This is a genomic window from Nocardia sp. CA-084685, assembly GCF_050955785.1.
Lineage (GTDB): Bacteria > Actinomycetota > Actinomycetes > Mycobacteriales > Mycobacteriaceae > Nocardia.
In genome coordinates, this window is sequence record NZ_CP192094.1 from 2,986,434 (window position 1) to 3,004,806 (window position 18,373).

An 18,373-nucleotide genomic window follows, 5' to 3' on the forward strand; every position below is an offset into this window, starting at 1 on the left:
ATACCGACCTCAGTTTTTTGGCTGGGGTGCTGGTGTCGGAATTGGATTCGTTCGGGTGTGTTGTTTGAGAACTGCACAGTGGACGCGAGCATCTTTGTTTGTAAGTGTTTAAGAGCGTACGGTGGATGCCTTGGCACCAGGAGCCGATGAAGGACGTAGGAGGCTGCGATAAGCCTCGGGGAGCTGTCAACCGAGCTGAGATCCGAGGATTTCCGAATGGGGAAACCCAGCACGAGTGATGTCGTGTTACCCGCATCTGAATATATAGGGTGTGTGGAGGGAACGTGGGGAAGTGAAACATCTCAGTACCCACAGGAAGAGAAAACAATAGTGATTCCGTGAGTAGTGGCGAGCGAAAGCGGATGAGGCTAAACCGTTCAGATGTGATACCCGGCAGGGGTTGTCTGGACGGGGTAGTGGGAGCATTCTTCCCTGATCTGCCGGTCAGGGCGACAGTCAGAAACCGTTGTGTTAGTTGAAGTGGTCTGGAACGGCCTGCCATAGACGGTGATAGTCCGGTAAATGAAAACTCAACGGCTGTTGTGGATGTTTCCCGAGTAGCAGCGGGCCCGTGAAATCTGCTGTGAATCTGCCGGGACCACCCGGTAAGCCTGAATACTCCCTGGTGACCGATAGCGGACTAGTACCGTGAGGGAAAGGTGAAAAGTACCCCGGGAGGGGAGTGAAATAGTACCTGAAACCGTGCGCTTACAATCCGTCAGGGCCTGCGCTTAGCTTTGCTAGGGTGGGTGATGGCGTGCCTTTTGAAGAATGAGCCTGCGAGTTAGTGGCATGTGGCGAGGTTAACCCGTGTGGGGTAGCCGTAGCGAAAGCGAGTCCGAATAGGGCGTTGTGAGTCGCGTGTTCTAGACCCGAAGCGGAGTGATCTACCCATGGCCAGGGTGAAGCGACGGTAAGACGTCGTGGAGGCCCGAACCCACTTAGGTTGAAAACTGAGGGGATGAGCTGTGGGTAGGGGTGAAAGGCCAATCAAACTCCGTGATAGCTGGTTCTCCCCGAAATGCATTTAGGTGCAGCGTCACGTGTTTCACGCCGGAGGTAGAGCTACTGGATGGTCTAGGGGGCCTACAAGCTTACCGAAATCAGCCAAACTCCGAATGCCGGTGTGTGAGAGCGTGGCAGTGAGACTGCGGGGGATAAGCTTCGTAGTCGAGAGGGAAACAGCCCAGATCGCCGGCTAAGGCCCCTAAGCGTGTACTAAGTGGAAAAGGATGTGGAGTCGCGAAGACAACCAGGAGGTTGGCTTAGAAGCAGCCATCCTTGAAAGAGTGCGTAATAGCTCACTGGTCAAGTGATTCTGCGCCGACAATGTAGCGGGGCTCAAGTACACCGCCGAAGCCGCGGCATTCACACATGACATTCACTTCCTCCTGCGGGGGGTTGTGCAGTGGTGTGGATGGGTAGGGGAGCGTCCTGCAGCCATGGAAGCAGCAGCGTGAGCTAGTTGTGGAGGCTGTGGGAGTGAGAATGCAGGCATGAGTAGCGAAAGACGAGTGAGAAACTCGTCCGCCGAATGACCAAGGGTTCCTGGGCCAGGTTAATCCGCCCAGGGTGAGTCGGGACCTAAGGCGAGGCCGACAGGCGTAGTCGATGGACAACGGGTTGATATTCCCGTACCCGTGTATCCGCGCCCAATGGCGAATCAGTGGTGCTAAGTATCCAAAAGCGGATGGACTCCCTTCGGGGAGCCGGAAGTGGCTGCATACGACCCTTGCTGTAGTAGTCAAGCGATGGGGTGACGCAGGAAGGTAGCTGGGCCAGTCAGTGGTTGTACTGGTGTAAGCCTGTAGGGCGAGACATAGGCAAATCCGTGTCTCTTGTGCCTGAGAGGTGATGCGTAGCCGATTGAGGTGAATTCAGTGATCCTATGCTGCCGAGAAAAGCCTCTAGTGAGTTGGTACACGGCCCGTACCCCAAACCGACACAGGTGGTCAGGTAGAGAATACTGAGGCGATCGAGAGAACTGTGGTTAAGGAACTCGGCAAAATGCCCCCGTAACTTCGGGAGAAGGGGGACCCGATCTGGTGACCGGTTTTGCACCGTGAGCTGGGTTGGGTCGCAGAGACCAGAGAGAAGCGACTGTTTACTAAAAACACAGGTCCGTGCGAAGTCGTAAGACGATGTATACGGACTGACGCCTGCCCGGTGCCGGAAGGTTAAGAGGACCGGTTAGCTACTTCGGTGGCGAAGCTGAGAATTTAAGCCCCGGTAAACGGCGGTGGTAACTATAACCATCCTAAGGTAGCGAAATTCCTTGTCGGGTAAGTTCCGACCTGCACGAATGGCGTAACGACTTCTCTGCTGTCTCAACCACAGACTCGGCGAAATTGCATTACGAGTAAAGATGCTCGTTACGCGCGGCAGGACGAAAAGACCCCGGGACCTTCACTATAGCTTGGTATTGGTGTTCGGTACGGTTTGTGTAGGATAGGTGGGAGACTGTGAAGCTGGCACGCTAGTGTTGGTGGAGTCGTCGTTGAAATACCACTCTGATCGTATTGGACCTCTAACCTCGGGCCATGATCTGGTTCAGGGACAGTGCCTGGTGGGTAGTTTAACTGGGGCGGTTGCCTCCTAAAATGTAACGGAGGCGCCCAAAGGTTCCCTCAGCCTGGTTGGCAATCAGGTGTCGAGTGCAAGTGCACAAGGGAGCTTGACTGTGAGAGTGACAGCTCGAGCAGGGACGAAAGTCGGGACTAGTGATCCGGCACCGGCAAGTGGAAGCGGTGTCGCTCAACGGATAAAAGGTACCCCGGGGATAACAGGCTGATCTTCCCCAAGAGTCCATATCGACGGGATGGTTTGGCACCTCGATGTCGGCTCGTCGCATCCTGGGGCTGGAGTAGGTCCCAAGGGTTGGGCTGTTCGCCCATTAAAGCGGCACGCGAGCTGGGTTTAGAACGTCGTGAGACAGTTCGGTCTCTATCCGCCGCGCGCGTCAGAAACTTGAGGAAGGCTGTCCCTAGTACGAGAGGACCGGGACGGACGAACCTCTGGTGTGCCAGTTGTCCTGCCAAGGGCACTGCTGGTTAGCTACGTTCGGAAGGGATAACCGCTGAAAGCATCTAAGCGGGAAGCCTGTTCCAAGATGAGGTTTCTCACCACCTTCGAGTGGTTAAGGCCCCCTACAGACCATGGGGTTGATAGGCCAGAACTGGAAGCCCGGTAACGGGTGGAGGTGACTGGTACTAATCGGCCGAGGACTTACCAACGAAGAAGCTACGCGTCCACTGTGCGGTATCTGAAACAACACACAGACACTGCAGCAGACAACGACAGGGGTTATTTTGTTCCCCCTGGGATTGTCGCGCTGTTTGTGGATAGTTTCATAGAGTTACGGCGGCTATAGCGGTGGGGAAACGCCCGGTCCCATTCCGAACCCGGAAGCTAAGGCCACCAGCGCCGATGGTACTGCACTCGACAGGGTGTGGGAGAGTAGGACACCGCCGGAACATCCTTCACGATAGGGGACCCAAAATTGGGTCCCCTATCGTCGTTTATGCACCTATATCTATGCCGTGTTCGGGCCCGACCGCCGACACGTGATTGAATTCAGAGGTTCGACAACCTCTGGCGGAACCTAGAAAGGGGCCACCGTGTCGGAACAGAACGACGGCCGGAAGTCCTTCCGGCAGGGCGGTCCCGACCGCGATCGAGGCAGCGCCTCTCGCGGCTCCTCCGACCGAGGTGATTCCGGCGAACGGCGCGGCTTCAAACGCAGCAGCGACTCCCCCCGGAGTGGCTCCAGCGACCGCGGCGACTCCAACCGCCGCGACGATTCCGACGATCGCAGCTCCGGCGACCGGGGCGGTTTCAAGCGCAGCGGATCCGGCGAGCGCGGTGACTCCGGTAGTCGTGGCGGCTTCAATCGTGCCGATGATCGCGGTGGTTTCAACCGGGGCGGTGGCCGCGGCGGTTTCGATCGCGGCGACTCGGGTCAGCGTGGCGATTCCGGCGAGCGTGGTTCCAGCCGCGGCGGTTCGGGTGAGCGCGGTGGATTCAAGCGCGCCGGTGATTCCGCGGATCGTAGTGGTTTCAACCGGGGCGGCTCCGGCGAGCGCGGCGGCTTCAACCGCGGTGCCGATTCGGGCCGACGCGGTGATGCGGGCGAACGTAGCGGTTTCAGCCGAGGTGGCTCCAGCGAGCGCGGCCGTTTGGACCGTGGCGATTCCGGCGAGCGTGGTTTCACCCGTGATTCCGGCGAGCGCCGTGGCTTCAAGCGCGGAGGCGATTCCGGACAACGCAGTGACTCCGGCGATCGAAGTGGCTTCGGCCGCAGCGGTTCTGGGGACCGTAGTGGTTCCAGTCGCGGTCCCGGCGATCGAAGTGGCTTCAGCCGCGGTGGTTCAGGTGAGCGCGGCGGTTTCGACCGTGGTAGTTCCGGCGAGCGTGGCGGTTTCAGCCGTGGTGACTCGGGTGAGCGCGGTGGTTTCAAGCGTGGTGGCGACTCGACTCGGCGTGGCGATGTGAACGAAGGTGGTGGGTTCAAGCGGCGCGATGACGCCGGTCAGCGTGGCGGGTTCAACCGTGGTGGCGACTCCGGTGGTCGCGGCGACTCCAGTCAGCGCGGCGGCTGGAACCGTGGCGACGATGCGCAGGATCGCCGTCGCGGTGGCGAGGGCGCACGTGCTGGGGGCGGTTCGGCTGAGCGACGCGCACCGCGTCCCGAAGAACCCGATCTGCCCGATGATGTCCAGGCCACCGACCTCGAAACCGAGGTGCGCCGCGATCTGTTGAGCCTGGACAAGGGCAACGCGGAAACCGTAGCCCGGCATCTTGTGATGGCGGCTCGACTCATCGATGACGACCCGCGTCTTGCCCTGGCTCACGCACGGGCGGCGCGCCAACGAGCAGGCCGCATCGCTGTGGTCCGCGAAACCGCCGGCGTCACTGCCTACCATGCGGGCGAATGGGCCGAAGCTCTTTCCGAGTTGCGCACCGCCCGCCGGATGTCCGGCGGGTCCGGTCTGCTCGCCGTCATGGCCGACTGCGAACGCGGCCTCGGTCGCCCCGAGCGCGCCATCGAACTGGGTCGCAGCGACGAAGCCCGCGCCCTGCGCGGTGACGAGGCCACCGAACTCCGCATCGTGGTCGCCGGTGCACGCATGGACCTCGGCCAATACGACCAGGCCGTAGTCACCCTGCAAACCTCGGAACTCGACCCCTCCCGCACCGGCTCTGCGGCAGCCCGCCTCTTCTACGCTTACGCCGACGCCCTGGTCGCCGCAGGCCGCACGGCCGAGGGCCTCACCTGGTTCCTCAACGCCGCCTCCGCCGACCTCGACGGCGAAACCGACGCCGAGGAACGCGCCGAGGAATTAACCGGCGACGCGGAGCTGTAAGTAGCGCCCGCTAGACCCCGCTACCGAAGAGTTCGTCAGCTCACGAAGGGGGCCGCTTGACGCTCGCTCCTTCTACAAGGATTTGACGATATCTCGTGTGGCGTCGCGATGAGTTTTGCACTCCGGTGCAATCTGATCTCTATGGGCAAACTCATCTACGGCTTCAACGTGTCGGTGGACGGGTACATCGCCGACGCGCAAGGCAACATCGACTGGTCCGATCCGAGCGAAGAGCTCCTCCAGTACTGGAACGACTTCGAGCGCGAGACCGCCCTGTCGTTCTACGGGCGGCGGCTCTACGAACTGATGTCCGCTTACTGGCCGACCGCTGACAAGGCTCCGGACGCCACCCCTCGGATCGTCGACTTCGCCCGCATCTGGCGCGACATGCCCAAGGTCGTGTTCTCACGCACCCTGGAGTCGGTCGACTGGAACTCCCGCCTGGAACGCGGCGACCCGGTCGAGGTGGTGACGAAACTGAAAGCCGAAACCGACGGCAGGCTGGAGGTGGCCGGCGCGACGCTGGCCGCACCGATCGTGCAGGCCGGACTGGTGGACGAGTACCGGATCGTGGTCACGCCCACCGCCGTGGGCGGCGGCACCCCGTTCTTCCCGACACTGCCGTCATGGATATCGCTGCGACTGTTGGAGAACCGCACCTTCCCGGGCGGTACGGTCCTGCTGCGCTACGAAGCGAAACACAACTGACACAGCCAGACGCGCCCTGCGGACGCACTACGAGGTACACGACTCGAGCGGCACCCTGCTACTGCGCGACGGCCTGTTCGACATCCACCAGCAGTTTCGGGGCGAACTGCTACCCAGCGAAACTCGCAGAACGACCGATCGACCCACCAACACCGAGGAGGGCGCCTGAAACTCGCTCATCCACAGGTCTTGACAATATCTCCGGAGGTCGCTGGGTTCCGGTCCGCTCGCCTAACGGGGTATGGAATGCGCGAGCGCAAGGGCTCGCCCGACCGAGTCGGCACAAGCCTCGCCTTTGCGCCGTTCCCAGCCGGCATTGCGAGATTGCGCACGGCGCGCCCAAGGCTGGCTATGCGGTGTCGCCCAACGTGCTCGCGATTCGGGTGGGCGCTCGGAATGGGCTTGCGGCATATGGTCGGTCGACGCCGTCATTTTCCTGTCGGCGGGCTGGCGTAGGGTTCGTGGACGGCAAGTTGTCGGTCGGTGACGTGGAGTGAGAGTGGTGTGAAGCGGCTACGAGAGCGGTATGCAGCCCTGCTGCTGGATCTGGACGGCACGCTGTATCGCGGGCACGAGGTGATCGAGGGCGCGCCGGAGGCGTTGGCGGACTCCGTTGTGACACAGCGGCTTGTGTATGTGACGAATAACGCGAGCCGCGGTCCCGATGTCGTTGCACGGCATTTGGCCGAGCTGGGATTCGCGGCGGAAGCCGACGATGTCGTGACCAGTGCGCAGGCGGCGGCACGGTTGTTGGCGGAGCGGCTCGATTCCGGGGCGACGGTGTTGATCGTCGGCACCGATGACCTGGCCAAGGAGGTCGAAGCGGTCGGGCTGCGATCGATCCGACGTTTCAACGGTGCCGCGCCCGATGCTGTCGTACAAGGACATTCACCCGAAACCGCGTGGCCGGATCTGGCCGAAGCGGCCTACGCACTGAGCGCCGACGCGCTGTGGGTCGCCGCGAACACCGATAAGACGCTGCCGAATGAGCGGGGCCTCGCGCCCGGCAACGGCGCCATGGTCGCCGCACTGCGCGCCGCCTCCGGCAGGGAGCCGGTAGTAGCGGGCAAACCCTATGCGCCACTGCTAGAGGATGCCTTGGTGCGCGCTGGAACGCGCAGCGCGCTGGTGGTGGGCGACCGCCTGGACACCGATATCGAGGGCGCCAACCGCGTCGGCCTCGAATCTCTGCTGGTCCTGACCGGTGTGAGCACCCTCGACGAACTACGCGACGCCCCGCCGGAGCTGATCCCGACCTATGTCTCGGAGTCATTGGACGCACTGAACCATCCGCCGGTCGAGGACGAGGCGACCGACGTCGCCGACGACTTGACGCAACGCCTACGCCGTAACCCCGGAAGAGCCATAAGGGTGCGGGCGGCCGGTTCGGAAATCCGATAGCGTTGACCCCACGATGACTACTCCGATGCCACGCCCCAATGGACCCGGCTCGAACGGACCGCGCCCGGGGCCACCGCTGCCCGGCCAGCATCTGCCGGGTGCACACGGACGCCCGGAGCCTGCCGATCCGACGCGGATCCGCGCCGAGATCGACAGTCTGCTCGCCGAACTCGACGCCCGTCCGGCCTGGACCGCCCTGGCGGCGCCACCGCCGACGGATTCTGATTCCGGCGCCGATATCACCCGGCGCGCCCGCATCCTGGAGCAGGCACATGAGGTGCTCGTACAGGCACTGGCCACGGTGGACAAGATCTGAGGTGGCCAGGCGCGCTCGGGTGGACGCCGAACTGGTTCGCCGCGGATTGGCGCGATCGCGTGAACATGCGGTCGAGCTGATCGGTGCGGGCCGCGTCCTGATTGCTGGAACGGTCGCCGTGAAGCCCGCGACCGCTGTCGAGGCGGGCACGCCGTTGATCGTGCGCGAGGAGCCCGACGAGGTGTCGTGGGCCTCGCGTGGTGCGCACAAGCTGCTCGGTGCGTTAGAAGCATTCGAACCCCAGGGCTTGACCGTCGCGGGGAAGCGCTGCCTGGATGCGGGTGCGTCGACGGGCGGCTTTACCGATGTACTGCTTTCCAGGCAGGCGCGTGCAGTCGTCGCCGTCGATGTCGGTTACGGCCAGCTGATCTGGCGGCTGCAGAATGACGAGAGGGTACGGGTTCTGGACCGCACCAATGTCCGTGCCATCACCCCGGAATCCATCGGCGGCACCGTTGAGCTCGTTGTTGGCGATCTGTCGTTCATATCGCTGAATCTGGTGCTTCCCGCACTAGCGGCCTGCACCGCGGCCGGTGCCGACCTGTTGCCCATGGTCAAACCCCAGTTCGAGGTCGGCAAGGAGCGAGTAGGCTCCGGCGGTGTGGTGCGGGATCCCGCATTGCGCGCGGAAGTGGTGCGCGATGTCGCGGCCGCCGCCGCCGAATTGGGCTTGCGCACCCTCGGGGTGGTGGCCAGCCCGCTGCCCGGCCCATCGGGCAATGTCGAATACTTTGTGTGGCTGCGTAAAGACGGGCAGTTCGAGTACGACGGCGAGCAGGTCGCGGTGCTCGTCGAACGTGCGGTTGAGGAGGGTCCACAGTGAACGCGCTGACGCCGGCCGCATCCAGGGAGATTCTGCTGGTTTCGCATCCGGGCCGGGCGGAGATCATCGAAACCGCCCATCGGGTCGCGAAGATCTTCGCGGATGCGGGCATCGGGTTGCGCGTACTCGCGGACGAGGCGGACAGCACCCGATTCGACTGTGAGTCCGATACCCGCGGCGGGACGGCCGTCGCGGAACCGGGTGGCTATCCCGCGCGCGTGGTCGAACACTGCCCGGACGCCGCGGTCGGCTGCGAGATGGTGCTCTCGCTCGGTGGTGACGGTACCTTCCTGCGCGCGGCCGAATTGGCCAGGCCAGCGGGGGTACCGGTGCTCGGAATCAATCTGGGCCGCATCGGTTTTCTCACCGAGGCCGAGGCCGAACATCTCGATGAGGCATTGGCCAGCGTGGTCCGCGGCGACTACCAGCTCGAGCATCGGATGACCATCGACGTGAACGTCCGGGTGGACGACGAGATCGTCGAAACCGGCTGGGCGCTCAATGAAGCCAGCATCGAGAATGCCTCGCGTATGGGTGTGCTCGAGGTGGTCTTGGAAGTCGACGGGCGGCCGGTTTCGCAATTCGGCTGCGACGGCATCCTTATCTCCACACCGACTGGATCGACCGCCTACGCGTTCTCCGCGGGTGGCCCGGTGGTGTGGCCGGAACTCGAAGCGCTGCTGGTGATTCCGAGCAATGCGCACGCCCTGTTCGCGCGGCCGCTCGTGACCAGTCCGGAATCCAGGATCGCGGTCGAATCCGTTGCGGCGGGCCACGATGCGATAGTTTTCCTGGATGGCAGGCGCACCTTGGCATTGCCGAAGGGCGGGCGACTCGAAGCGGTCCGCGGTGCCGAACCGGTGCGGTGGGTGCGGTTGGATTCCGCACCGTTCGCCGACCGGATGGTGCGCAAATTCCAATTGCCCGTGACAGGCTGGCGTGGCCGACGGCGAACGGAGATCACACGTGCTGACAGAGATCAGGATTGACGGGCTTGGCGTCATATCCACGGCTACCGCGCAATTCCATGAGGGCCTGACGGTTCTTACCGGTGAGACCGGTGCCGGTAAGACCATGGTGGTGACCAGCCTGCACCTGCTCAGCGGGGCGCGGGCCGATGCGGGACGCGTCCGGTTGGGTGCGGAACGGGCCGTGGTCGAGGGGCGGTTCACTGTCGACGAGGTGAACACGACCGCGCAGAAGCAGGTGCAGGAAGTCCTGGAATCGGCTGCGGCCGAACGCGATGACGACGGCAGCATCATCGCGATCCGTACCGTCGGCAGTGATGGACGCTCCCGTGCGCATCTGGGTGGACGCGGCGTACCCGCGTCTGTCTTGGCCGATTTCACCGCGCCGTTGTTGACTGTGCACGGTCAGAACGACCAACTGCGGCTGCAGCGTCCGGATCAACAGTTGTCCGCCCTGGATCAGTTCGCCGCCGATGCGGTTGGTTCGCTGCTGCGCAAGTACCAGGTGCAGCGCCGATCCTGGCTCGACGCCCGCAATGAGCTGCTCGAACGTACCGCGCGCAGTAGGGAACTCGCGCTCGAGGCCGACCGGCTCAAGCATTCATTGTCAGAGATCGATGCCATCGCACCGGAACCAGGCGAGGATGAGCGCATCGTCGACGAGGTGCGCAGGCTCAGTGATCTGGATTCGTTGCGTGAGGCCGCCGCGATCGCGCACGATGCCTTGGCAGGTCCCGCCGATTCGCCCGAAGAGGGTTCGGGTGCACTGGAATTGCTCGGCGCCGCGCGTGCCCGCATCGAATCGGCCCACGATCCGGCACTGACCGCGCTCGGGCCGCGGCTCGGTGAGGCCATCGCAGTGGTCGTCGATTTGACCACCGAACTCAGTGGCTATCTTTCGGATTTGCCTTCGGACCCGGGGGCTTTGGATTCGCTGCTCACCCGGCAGGCGGAATTGAAATCGCTGACCCGCAAGTACGCGCCGGATATCGACGGGGTGATCGCGTGGGCGGAGGAGGCGCGGGCGCGTCTGGGCTCGCTCGATGTCTCCGAGGAGGCGCTGGCCGCGCTGGCGGCGCAGGTGGATATCGCCGCGGACCGCGTTCGTGAGGCCGCACGCAAATTGACCGCGGCGCGCAGCAAGTCGGCGGGCAAGCTGGCTGCCGCGGTGAGCGCCGAACTCGGTGGGCTCGCGATGGGTAAGGCGAAGCTCGAGGTCGTGGTGCGGCCGGTGCCCGCGAGCCCGCAGGATTCCGCGCCGCTGACGGTGGACGGGCAGGAAGTGCATGCGGGGTCGTCCGGTGTCGACGAAGTGGAATTCCGGCTGTCCGCGCATTCGGGTGCGCAGTCATTGCCGTTGAGCAAGAGCGCATCCGGTGGTGAACTCTCGCGCGTGATGCTGGCGCTCGAAGTAGTACTCGCCAGTTCCGATCACGGTGCGACCATGGTGTTCGACGAGGTCGACGCCGGTGTCGGCGGCCGCGCCGCGGTCGAGATCGGTCGTCGGCTGGCCCGGCTCGCGCGCACCCATCAGGTGATCGTGGTGACCCACCTGCCACAGGTCGCCGCATTCGCCGACACCCATCTGGTGGTGGATAAGTCCGATGACGGCAAGGGCAAGGTGAACAGCGGCGTCCGGGCATTGACCAAGGATGAGCGCGTCATCGAATTGGCCCGCATGCTGGCCGGTCTCGATGACACCGAAACCGGCCGAGCTCACGCCGAGGAACTGCTCGCAACCGCCCGCGCCGAGCGCGCCCTCGCCTGACAGATTCAGCGCAGGGCTTTTTGGGCGCCCTTGATGAACTGGTTGATGAGGTTCTTCAGGCCGAATTCCAGAACCTTCGCGGGAACGGGGAGGCTGGGCTCGGACTCCATCGTGTAGGAGATCAGGGTGCCGTTATCGGCATCGGTGAAGGTAATGGTGCCGATATGCCGCTTCACCGGGGCGCCCTTGATGATCTTGTATTCCATCAATTCGCCGGGAACGAGCTTGGTGGTCTCCTCGACGAAGCCGACGCCGACCTTGCCGATGAGGTATTGCGCACCGACGCCATTCGGGGTGGGAGAGCCGGGGGTCTTCAGGGTGAAGTCGACCGGGATGTAGGGGTTGATGCCATCGCGCTCGGTGAAGAACTTGTAGACGACATCGCGCGGTGCCGCGAGCACGGCGTCGACGGTGCTGCTGACCATAGTGACTCCTCTTCGAGATATCTGTGACCCGCAGCATACGGGTACTGATTGGCGCGCCCTCGGCGCGGCGTGGTGTTCCTGTTACCACAGTGACAGATGTGACTGGTGATTCGGCGCGCCTCCGCCAATGGTTGAGGGTTTGGAGCCAGGATCGGCCCCATGAAGATGTTGGCGTTGTTGTCGAAGAGCACCGAATCGCTACCCGGGCTGACCGGGACAGCTCGGGTTGACCGCAACACCAGGCGTCTGCTGAAGCGGGTCGGGCCCGGTGATGTCGTAATACTCGATGAGATGGACTTGGATCGGCTCACCGCCGATCGGTTGGTCCAGGCGGGCGTGGCCGCGGTGGTGAATACATCGCCATCGATTTCGGGCCGCTACCCCAATCTGGGACCGGAAGTGCTGGTCGCCAACGGAGTTCTGCTGCTGGACACGGTCAGTTCGGATGCCTTCCGGATCAAGGACGGCACCAAAGTCCGTATCGATGACGGCGTCGTCTACTCCGACAAACTGGTCAAGAAGGAGCCCGAGGTCCTGGTCACGGCCATCGAGCTGACCGAATCCGATATCGCCGAGCGGATGATCGAGGCGCGCAACGGCCTCGCCGATCATCTGGAGGCCTTCGCTGGCAACACCATCGAATTCATCCGCACCGAGAGTGCGCTGCTCATCGACGGTATCGGGGTGCCGGAGCTAGAACTGAACATGAGGAATCGGCATGTGGTCGTGGTGGCCGACGGCCCGGACCATGCGGACGATCTCGAGCGACTGAAGCCGTTCATCAAGGAGTATGCCCCGATCATGGTCGGCGTGGGCCGTGGCGCGGACACCCTGATGAAGCAGGGCTACCGCCTCGATCTGATCGTCGGCGACCCGGACGAAATCAGCACCGCCACTTTGAAATGCGGTGCGGAGATGATCTTGCCCGCCGATACCGACGGCCACGCCAAGGGACTGGAACGCATCCAGGATCTCGGCGTCGGCGCGACGACCTTCCCCTCATCCGGCGCACCCGCCGACCTGGCGCTGCTGCTGGCCCACCATCACGGCGCATCGCTCATCGTGACCGCGGGTGCCCCTGCATCGCTGGACGATTTTTTCGACCGCGGCCGCCGCGACAGCAACCCGGCGACCTTTCTCACCCGACTGAAAATCGGCACTGAACTCATGGATGCCAAGGCCGTCGCCACGCTCTACCGAAACCGGGGGGCCGGCACGGCCATCGCGATGGTCGTACTCGCCGCACTGGTCGCGGTGATCGTGGCGATGCTCGCATCGAATATGGGGACCGAGGCACTGGATTGGGCTGCCGATACCTGGAATCGGTTCGAGCTATGGGCCCAGGGCCTAGCCGGTTCTGGAGGCAACCGATGATTTCGATTCGGCAGCACGCGGTTTCGATTGTCGCGATCTTCCTGGCCCTCGCCCTCGGCGTGGTGCTCGGGTCACAGACCGTGGCGGCGGACCTGCTGTCCGGATTGCGCGCGGATAAGACGGATCTGCGCAAACAGCTCGACGCGGCCACCGATCAGAACCGGCGCTTCGGCGACGAAATGAATGCCGCGGATCGGTTCATCGCCGGATCGGCGGGGCGCATTCTCGGCGGCACGCTGACCGATCGCGGCGTCGTGATGTTCACGACCCCCGATGCCGAACCCGCCGATGCCGAGGCCGTCGCGAAGGATCTGGAAGTCTCGGGTGCCATCGTGACCGGCCGCATCGCACTCACCGACGCCTTCTTCGACGCCGCAGAGGGCGACCGGATGCGTACCGCGGTCACCAATGTCATTCCCGCGGGCGCGCAGCTGCGCACCGGTCAGGTGGATCAGGGCAGTATGGCGGGCGATCTGCTCGGCCTGGTGCTGCTGCTCGATCCGGCGAGCGCGCAACCGCGCAGCACCCCGCAGGAGTTGAGTCTGGTGCTCGAGACGTTGCGCGGCGGTGGTTTTCTCGCCTACGGCGACACTCCGACGCAGTTGGCGAACCTCGCCGTTGTCGTCACCGGCGACGGCGCGAAGTCCGGCGAGAACAGTCAGGGCAGCAATGTCGCCCGATTCGCGGGCGCTCTGCGTGGTCGCGGTACTGGTGTGGTGCTCGCGGGTCGATCCGGCGCCGCCGACAATCCGGGTCCGATCGCGATCATTCGTTCCGACGCGGCGCTGGCCACGGCCGTCACCACCGTCGACAATCTCGACCGCGATATCGGCCGCGTCACCACCGTGCTCGGCCTGAGCGAGCAGCTCAACGGTGGTGCGGGCCGATACGGAACCGGCACCAAGGCGACCTCTCTCACACTCGTCGCGCTGCCCGCGAGCTGATCCGCCCGCCCGACACTGCCCCGTGCTGCGGACATTGCCCGCGGCCGGGCCGATCGATGGCAGCGACTCGGTGGCAAACGTGCGTGGGGTGTGATCAGACCAGCAATTTCGTGTTACCGTGAAGACCCGTGGGTCATACACGGAATCAGGCGCGAACGGCCACGAAGCACATCTTCGTCAGCGGTGGTGTCGCCTCCTCATTGGGTAAGGGTCTTACCGCCTCCAGCCTCGGTCAGTTGCTGACCGCGCGCGGACTGCGGGTGACCATGCAGAAACTCGACCCGTACTTGAACGTCGATCCGGGCACCATGAATCCGTTCCAGCACGGAGAAGTGTTCGTCACCGAAGACGGCGCGGAGACCGATCTCGATGTCGGTCACTACGAGCGTTTCCTCGATCGCGATCTGTCCAAGGACGCGAATGTGACTACCGGGCAAATCTATTCGTCGGTGATCGCCAAGGAGCGACGCGGCGAATACCTCGGTGACACCGTGCAGGTGATCCCGCACATCACCGATGAGATCAAGAGTCGCATCCTGGCGATGCAGGGCCCGGATCTGCAGGGGCAGGTGCCCGATGTGGTGATCACCGAAATCGGTGGCACCGTCGGTGATATCGAATCGCAGCCGTTCCTCGAGGCCGCGCGCCAGATCCGCCACGATGTGGGCCGGGACAATGTGTTCTTCCTGCACGTATCGCTGGTGCCCTACCTCGCGCCATCGGGTGAGCTCAAGACCAAGCCGACCCAGCATTCGGTGGCCGCGCTGCGCAATATCGGAATCCAGCCCGACGCGCTGATCCTGCGTTGCGATCGCGAGGTGCCCCAGGCGCTCAAGAGCAAGATCGCGCTGATGTGCGACGTCGATGTGGACGCGTGCATCTCCACTCCGGACGCGCCGTCGATCTACGACATTCCCAAGGTGCTGCACCGTGAGGGCTTGGACGCCTATGTGGTGCGCAGGCTCGGACTGCCGTTCCGCGACGTGGACTGGACCGTGTGGGGCGATCTGCTGGATCGGGTGCACCAGCCGCGGGAGACGGTCGAGGTCGCACTGGTCGGCAAATACGTCGATTTGCCCGATGCCTATCTGTCGGTGACCGAGGCGTTGCGTGCGGGCGGATTCGCCTCGCGGGCCAAGGTGAATATCCGCTGGGTGCAGTCCGATGAGTGCGAAACCCCGACGGGTGCGCAGGCAGCGCTGCGCGATGTGGACGCGGTGCTGATTCCGGGCGGGTTCGGTATCCGCGGCATCGAGGGCAAGGTCGGCGCCATCAAATATGCGCGGACCAGGGGGCTTCCGCTGCTCGGCCTGTGTCTGGGCCTGCAGTGTGTGGTCATCGAGGCCGCGCGTTCGGTCGGTCTGGCCGAAGCCAATTCGGCCGAATTCGAGCCTGACACACCACATCCGGTGATTTCCACCATGGCCGATCAGAAGGAGATCGTCGCCGGTGAGGCCGATCTCGGCGGCACCATGCGCCTGGGCGCCTACCCGGCGACGCTGCAGAAGGGGTCGGTGGTCGCGCAGGCCTACGGCACTGACCAGGTTTCCGAGCGGCACCGGCATCGCTATGAGGTGAACAACGCCTACCGCGACAAGATCGCCACCAGCGGTTTGAAATTCAGCGGTACCTCCCCCGACGGGCATCTGGTCGAATTCGTCGAGCTGCCCGCGGATAAGCATCCGTTCTTCGTGGCCACCCAGGCGCATCCGGAACTCAAGAGCCGCCCCACCCGGCCGCATCCGCTGTTCGCGGCGCTGGTCGCGGCGGCGCTGAAATATAAACTGGCCGAGCGGCTTCCGGTCGATATCCCGGACGAAGAGTTCGCGAACGCAGATCAGGCTTCGTAGATGAGTGAAAACGGGGGAGCCCAGCCGGGCAGCCACGACTTCGAGACCGTGGCGAGCAAGATCATATACAGCGGCGCCATCCTCGCGTTGCGGCTCGACCAGGTGGCTATGCCCGGCGGACGCGTCGTCGAGCGCGAGGTGATCGAACATCATGCGGCGGTTGCCGTCGCGGCCATCGATGATGCCGACAATGTGGTATTGATCAGGCAGTATCGGCATCCGATCGGTCGGCGGCTGCTCGAACTGCCCGCCGGACTGCTCGATGTGCCCGGCGAGGATCCGCTGGCCGCGGCCAAGCGCGAATTGGCCGAGGAGACCGGACTGGCCGCCAGGGAATGGTCGGTCTTGGTGGATGTCGCGCTCTCGCCCGGATTCACCGATGAGGCGCTGCGGGTGTATGCCGCGCGGGGTCTGTACGAAACCGACCGGCCGGAGCCGGAATTGGAGGAGGCGGACCTGGAATTGGTCCGCCTGCCCGTGGATGAGGCCGTGCGAGCTGCATTGGCCGGTGAGATCGTCAATGCCACGGCCGTTGCCGGTCTGCTCGCGCTCGCGGCCGCCAGGGCGAGCGAGGCGCAGTTGCGACCGCCCGACGCGCCGTGGCCGGGGCAGCCCACCGCATTCTTGCGCCGCAAGGCGCAGCGGCAGTCCGAAGACTGACGGGCCCGGGCGGTGCTCGCGCGGGAGGTGGACGCCTACCTCGATCATCTTGCGGTCGAGCGCGGCGCCGCCCGCAACACCCTCGGTGCGTACCGGCGCGATCTCGATCGGTATCGGGATTTCTTGACCGGGCGCGGGATTGCGGCGCTGGAGCAGGTCTGCGAATCCGATGTCGCGGAGTTCACGATGGTGCTGCGGGCGGGCGGGCGGACGCACCCGCCTCTTGGCGCGAGTTCAGTGGCACGTGCGTTGATCGCGGTGCGCGGTCTGCATCGCTTCGCCGCGGCGGAGGGTGTGACGAGTACCGATGTCGCACATGCGGTGAAGCCACCCACGCCCGGACGGCGGTTGCCGAAGGCACTGCCGTACGACCAGGTGTTGCGGTTGCTGGCGGCCGCGGGCGGCGGGCCCCTCGATGACTCGAACGGAGCCGGAACCGATGGCGGCCCGCGCGGATTGCGCGATCGGGCGCTGCTAGAGCTACTGTATTCGACCGGGGCGCGGATTTCGGAGATGGTCGGACTCGATGTGGACGACCTCGATACCGAGGAACGGGCTGTTGTGTTGCACGGCAAGGGCGGCAAGCAGCGCATGGTTCCGATCGGCAGGCCCGCGCTGGCGGCTGTCGACGCATATCTGGTACGGGGTAGGCCGGTGCTCGCCGCGAACGGGAAAGGGACCGCGGGCGCGCTGTTTCTGAATGCCCGCGGCGGACGATTGTCGCGGCAGAGTGCCTGGCAGGTTTTGCAGACCGCCGCTGAGCGGGCTGGTATCGGGGCGACGGTTTCGCCGCATACGCTGCGTCATTCCTTCGCAACGCATTTGCTCGACGGGGGTGCGGATGTGCGCGTGGTTCAAGAACTTCTGGGACATGCTTCGGTGACGACCACTCAGATCTACACGTTGGTCACTGTGAACACGCTTCGTGAGGTTTGGGCCACCGCTCACCCGCGCGCTCGCTGAGTCTGTGCCTCGCGCCGGATTTTGCGCGCCGAGTTCGGGTTAGCCCGACGAATCCGTGTGTGGTGGACAAAACGTGCGCAGAGCGTATCGACCGGGAAGAAATGGGACTACGGTCCGGTTGTGTTGGATGCGGGATCGGGTGGTCTCGGCATGCCGATGCGAGGTGAGTTGGATGGCAAGGGCTTTCATCGTTCAGGAGCGCGATGTCGAGGCGGTATCGCTGCCCGGCGGCGGTTCGTTCCAGTTGCTCGAGGACAGTGCGAACACCGACGGGCTGTTCGGGGCGAATCGGCTCGTCCTGCAGGCTGGCGCGGATGGGACCAGGCCGCACCATCACACGAAGTCAACGGAAATCTTCTATGTCCTGGACGGGGACAATGGAATTCCTCGTCGGCGGCGAACGTCATGCGGTCGCGAAGGGTGGTCTGGTGGTGGTTCCGCCGGATATTGTGCATGCCTTCGGGGCGTCCGTGGACGGTCCCGCCGAGTTCTTCGTGGTACTCACACCAGGTATCGTCCGGTTCGAGTACTTCCGGCAACTCGGTCGTATCGCTCGGGGTGAAGCGGATTGGGACAGTATGGATGAACTCCACGATCGGTTCGACGTCCATTTCGACGGCGGACCGGATTGGCGTTAGGGGAGTGGATGCCCGCGCAGGTAAACGCGGGTGTCGCGTGTCCGAGCGTGGGTCTTGCGCTGTCAAGCGGTAGCGTCTATCGAGAGCTGGACCGTGCGAAAGTGAGGTCGGGCCTGATCGGCCTCGCTACGCTCGGGCAGATGATGCCGAAGGCGGCGAAGGCAACGGGCAG

15 protein-coding genes and 2 rRNA genes are annotated in these 18,373 nt (G+C 64.0%); 15 read left to right on the forward strand and 2 right to left on the reverse strand.

Annotated features, from left to right (window positions below; translation table 11 throughout):
- The first annotated feature begins 98 nt into the window (after positions 1-98).
- Both ACQP2U_RS13485 and rrf read left to right on the forward strand, forming a co-directional pair.
- Positions 99-3,233, forward strand: a 23S ribosomal RNA gene (locus tag ACQP2U_RS13485).
- Positions 3,234-3,356: 123 nt separating this feature from the next.
- Positions 3,357-3,473 (forward strand): 5S ribosomal RNA (rrf, locus tag ACQP2U_RS13490).
- A 45-nt stretch (positions 3,474-3,518) separates the two neighbouring features.
- Here rrf and ACQP2U_RS13495 read toward each other — a convergent pair.
- The gene (locus ACQP2U_RS13495; protein WP_433716823.1) at positions 3,519-4,262 is read right to left on the reverse strand and encodes a hypothetical protein; all 744 of its coding nucleotides are present in this window, start codon (positions 4,260-4,262) and stop codon (positions 3,519-3,521) included.
- Between ACQP2U_RS13495 and ACQP2U_RS13500 the strand changes: the two genes are divergently transcribed.
- The 7 genes from ACQP2U_RS13500 (at position 4,176) to recN (ending at position 11,347) form a co-directional block, all read left to right on the forward strand.
- Positions 4,176-5,363 (forward strand): hypothetical protein, encoded by a 1,188-nt coding sequence (locus ACQP2U_RS13500; protein WP_433716455.1) that lies wholly within the window; start codon positions 4,176-4,178, stop codon positions 5,361-5,363. The genes ACQP2U_RS13495 and ACQP2U_RS13500 overlap by 87 nt on opposite strands.
- Positions 5,364-5,504: 141 nt before the next feature.
- A complete protein-coding gene (locus tag ACQP2U_RS13505; protein WP_433716456.1) occupies positions 5,505-6,071 on the forward strand; it encodes a dihydrofolate reductase family protein in 567 nt (188 codons plus the stop codon).
- 504 nt (positions 6,072-6,575) lie between these two features.
- Entirely contained in the window at positions 6,576-7,472 is an 897-nt protein-coding gene (locus ACQP2U_RS13510; RefSeq protein ID WP_433714954.1) for an HAD-IIA family hydrolase, read from the forward strand.
- 13 nt (positions 7,473-7,485) lie between these two features.
- Complete coding sequence (locus ACQP2U_RS13515) at positions 7,486-7,788, forward strand: hypothetical protein (protein WP_433714955.1); 303 nt, start codon at positions 7,486-7,488, stop codon at positions 7,786-7,788.
- Position 7,789: 1 nt separating this feature from the next.
- Complete coding sequence (locus ACQP2U_RS13520; RefSeq protein WP_433714956.1) at positions 7,790-8,611, forward strand: TlyA family RNA methyltransferase; 822 nt, start codon at positions 7,790-7,792, stop codon at positions 8,609-8,611.
- On the forward strand, positions 8,608-9,600 hold the full coding sequence (locus ACQP2U_RS13525) for an NAD kinase (RefSeq protein ID WP_433714957.1): 993 nt from the start codon (positions 8,608-8,610) through the stop codon (positions 9,598-9,600). The genes ACQP2U_RS13520 and ACQP2U_RS13525 overlap by 4 nt, the downstream gene beginning before the upstream one ends.
- On the forward strand, positions 9,578-11,347 hold the full coding sequence (gene recN / locus ACQP2U_RS13530; RefSeq protein WP_433714958.1) for a DNA repair protein RecN: 1,770 nt from the start codon (positions 9,578-9,580) through the stop codon (positions 11,345-11,347). Before ACQP2U_RS13525 ends, recN begins: the two co-directional genes overlap by 23 nt.
- 5 nt (positions 11,348-11,352) lie before the next feature.
- Here the strand turns inward: recN and ACQP2U_RS13535 are convergent, their stop codons facing one another.
- Positions 11,353-11,772 (reverse strand): SRPBCC family protein, encoded by a 420-nt coding sequence (locus ACQP2U_RS13535; protein ID WP_433714959.1) that lies wholly within the window; start codon positions 11,770-11,772, stop codon positions 11,353-11,355.
- A 159-nt stretch (positions 11,773-11,931) separates the two neighbouring features.
- Between ACQP2U_RS13535 and steA the strand changes: the two genes are divergently transcribed.
- From steA to ACQP2U_RS13565, 6 genes are all read left to right on the forward strand, one after another.
- Entirely contained in the window at positions 11,932-13,146 is a 1,215-nt protein-coding gene (gene steA / locus ACQP2U_RS13540; RefSeq protein WP_433714960.1) for a putative cytokinetic ring protein SteA, read from the forward strand.
- Positions 13,143-14,090 (forward strand): copper transporter, encoded by a 948-nt coding sequence (locus tag ACQP2U_RS13545; RefSeq protein ID WP_433714961.1) that lies wholly within the window; start codon positions 13,143-13,145, stop codon positions 14,088-14,090. The genes steA and ACQP2U_RS13545 overlap by 4 nt, the downstream gene beginning before the upstream one ends.
- A 128-nt stretch (positions 14,091-14,218) precedes the next feature.
- Positions 14,219-15,940 carry a CTP synthase gene (locus tag ACQP2U_RS13550; protein WP_433714962.1) on the forward strand — a complete coding sequence of 574 codons (1,722 nt, stop codon included), beginning with the start codon at positions 14,219-14,221 and terminating at the stop codon, positions 15,938-15,940.
- On the forward strand, positions 15,941-16,600 hold the full coding sequence (locus ACQP2U_RS13555) for an NUDIX domain-containing protein (protein ID WP_433714963.1): 660 nt from the start codon (positions 15,941-15,943) through the stop codon (positions 16,598-16,600).
- A gap of 12 nt (positions 16,601-16,612) precedes the next feature.
- The gene (xerD, locus tag ACQP2U_RS13560; protein WP_433714964.1) at positions 16,613-17,563 is read left to right on the forward strand and encodes a site-specific tyrosine recombinase XerD; all 951 of its coding nucleotides are present in this window, start codon (positions 16,613-16,615) and stop codon (positions 17,561-17,563) included.
- A gap of 359 nt (positions 17,564-17,922) precedes the next feature.
- Positions 17,923-18,201, forward strand: coding sequence for a cupin domain-containing protein (locus ACQP2U_RS13565; protein WP_433714965.1), 279 nt, complete (start codon positions 17,923-17,925; stop codon positions 18,199-18,201).
- The last annotated feature ends 172 nt before the right edge of the window (positions 18,202-18,373 follow it).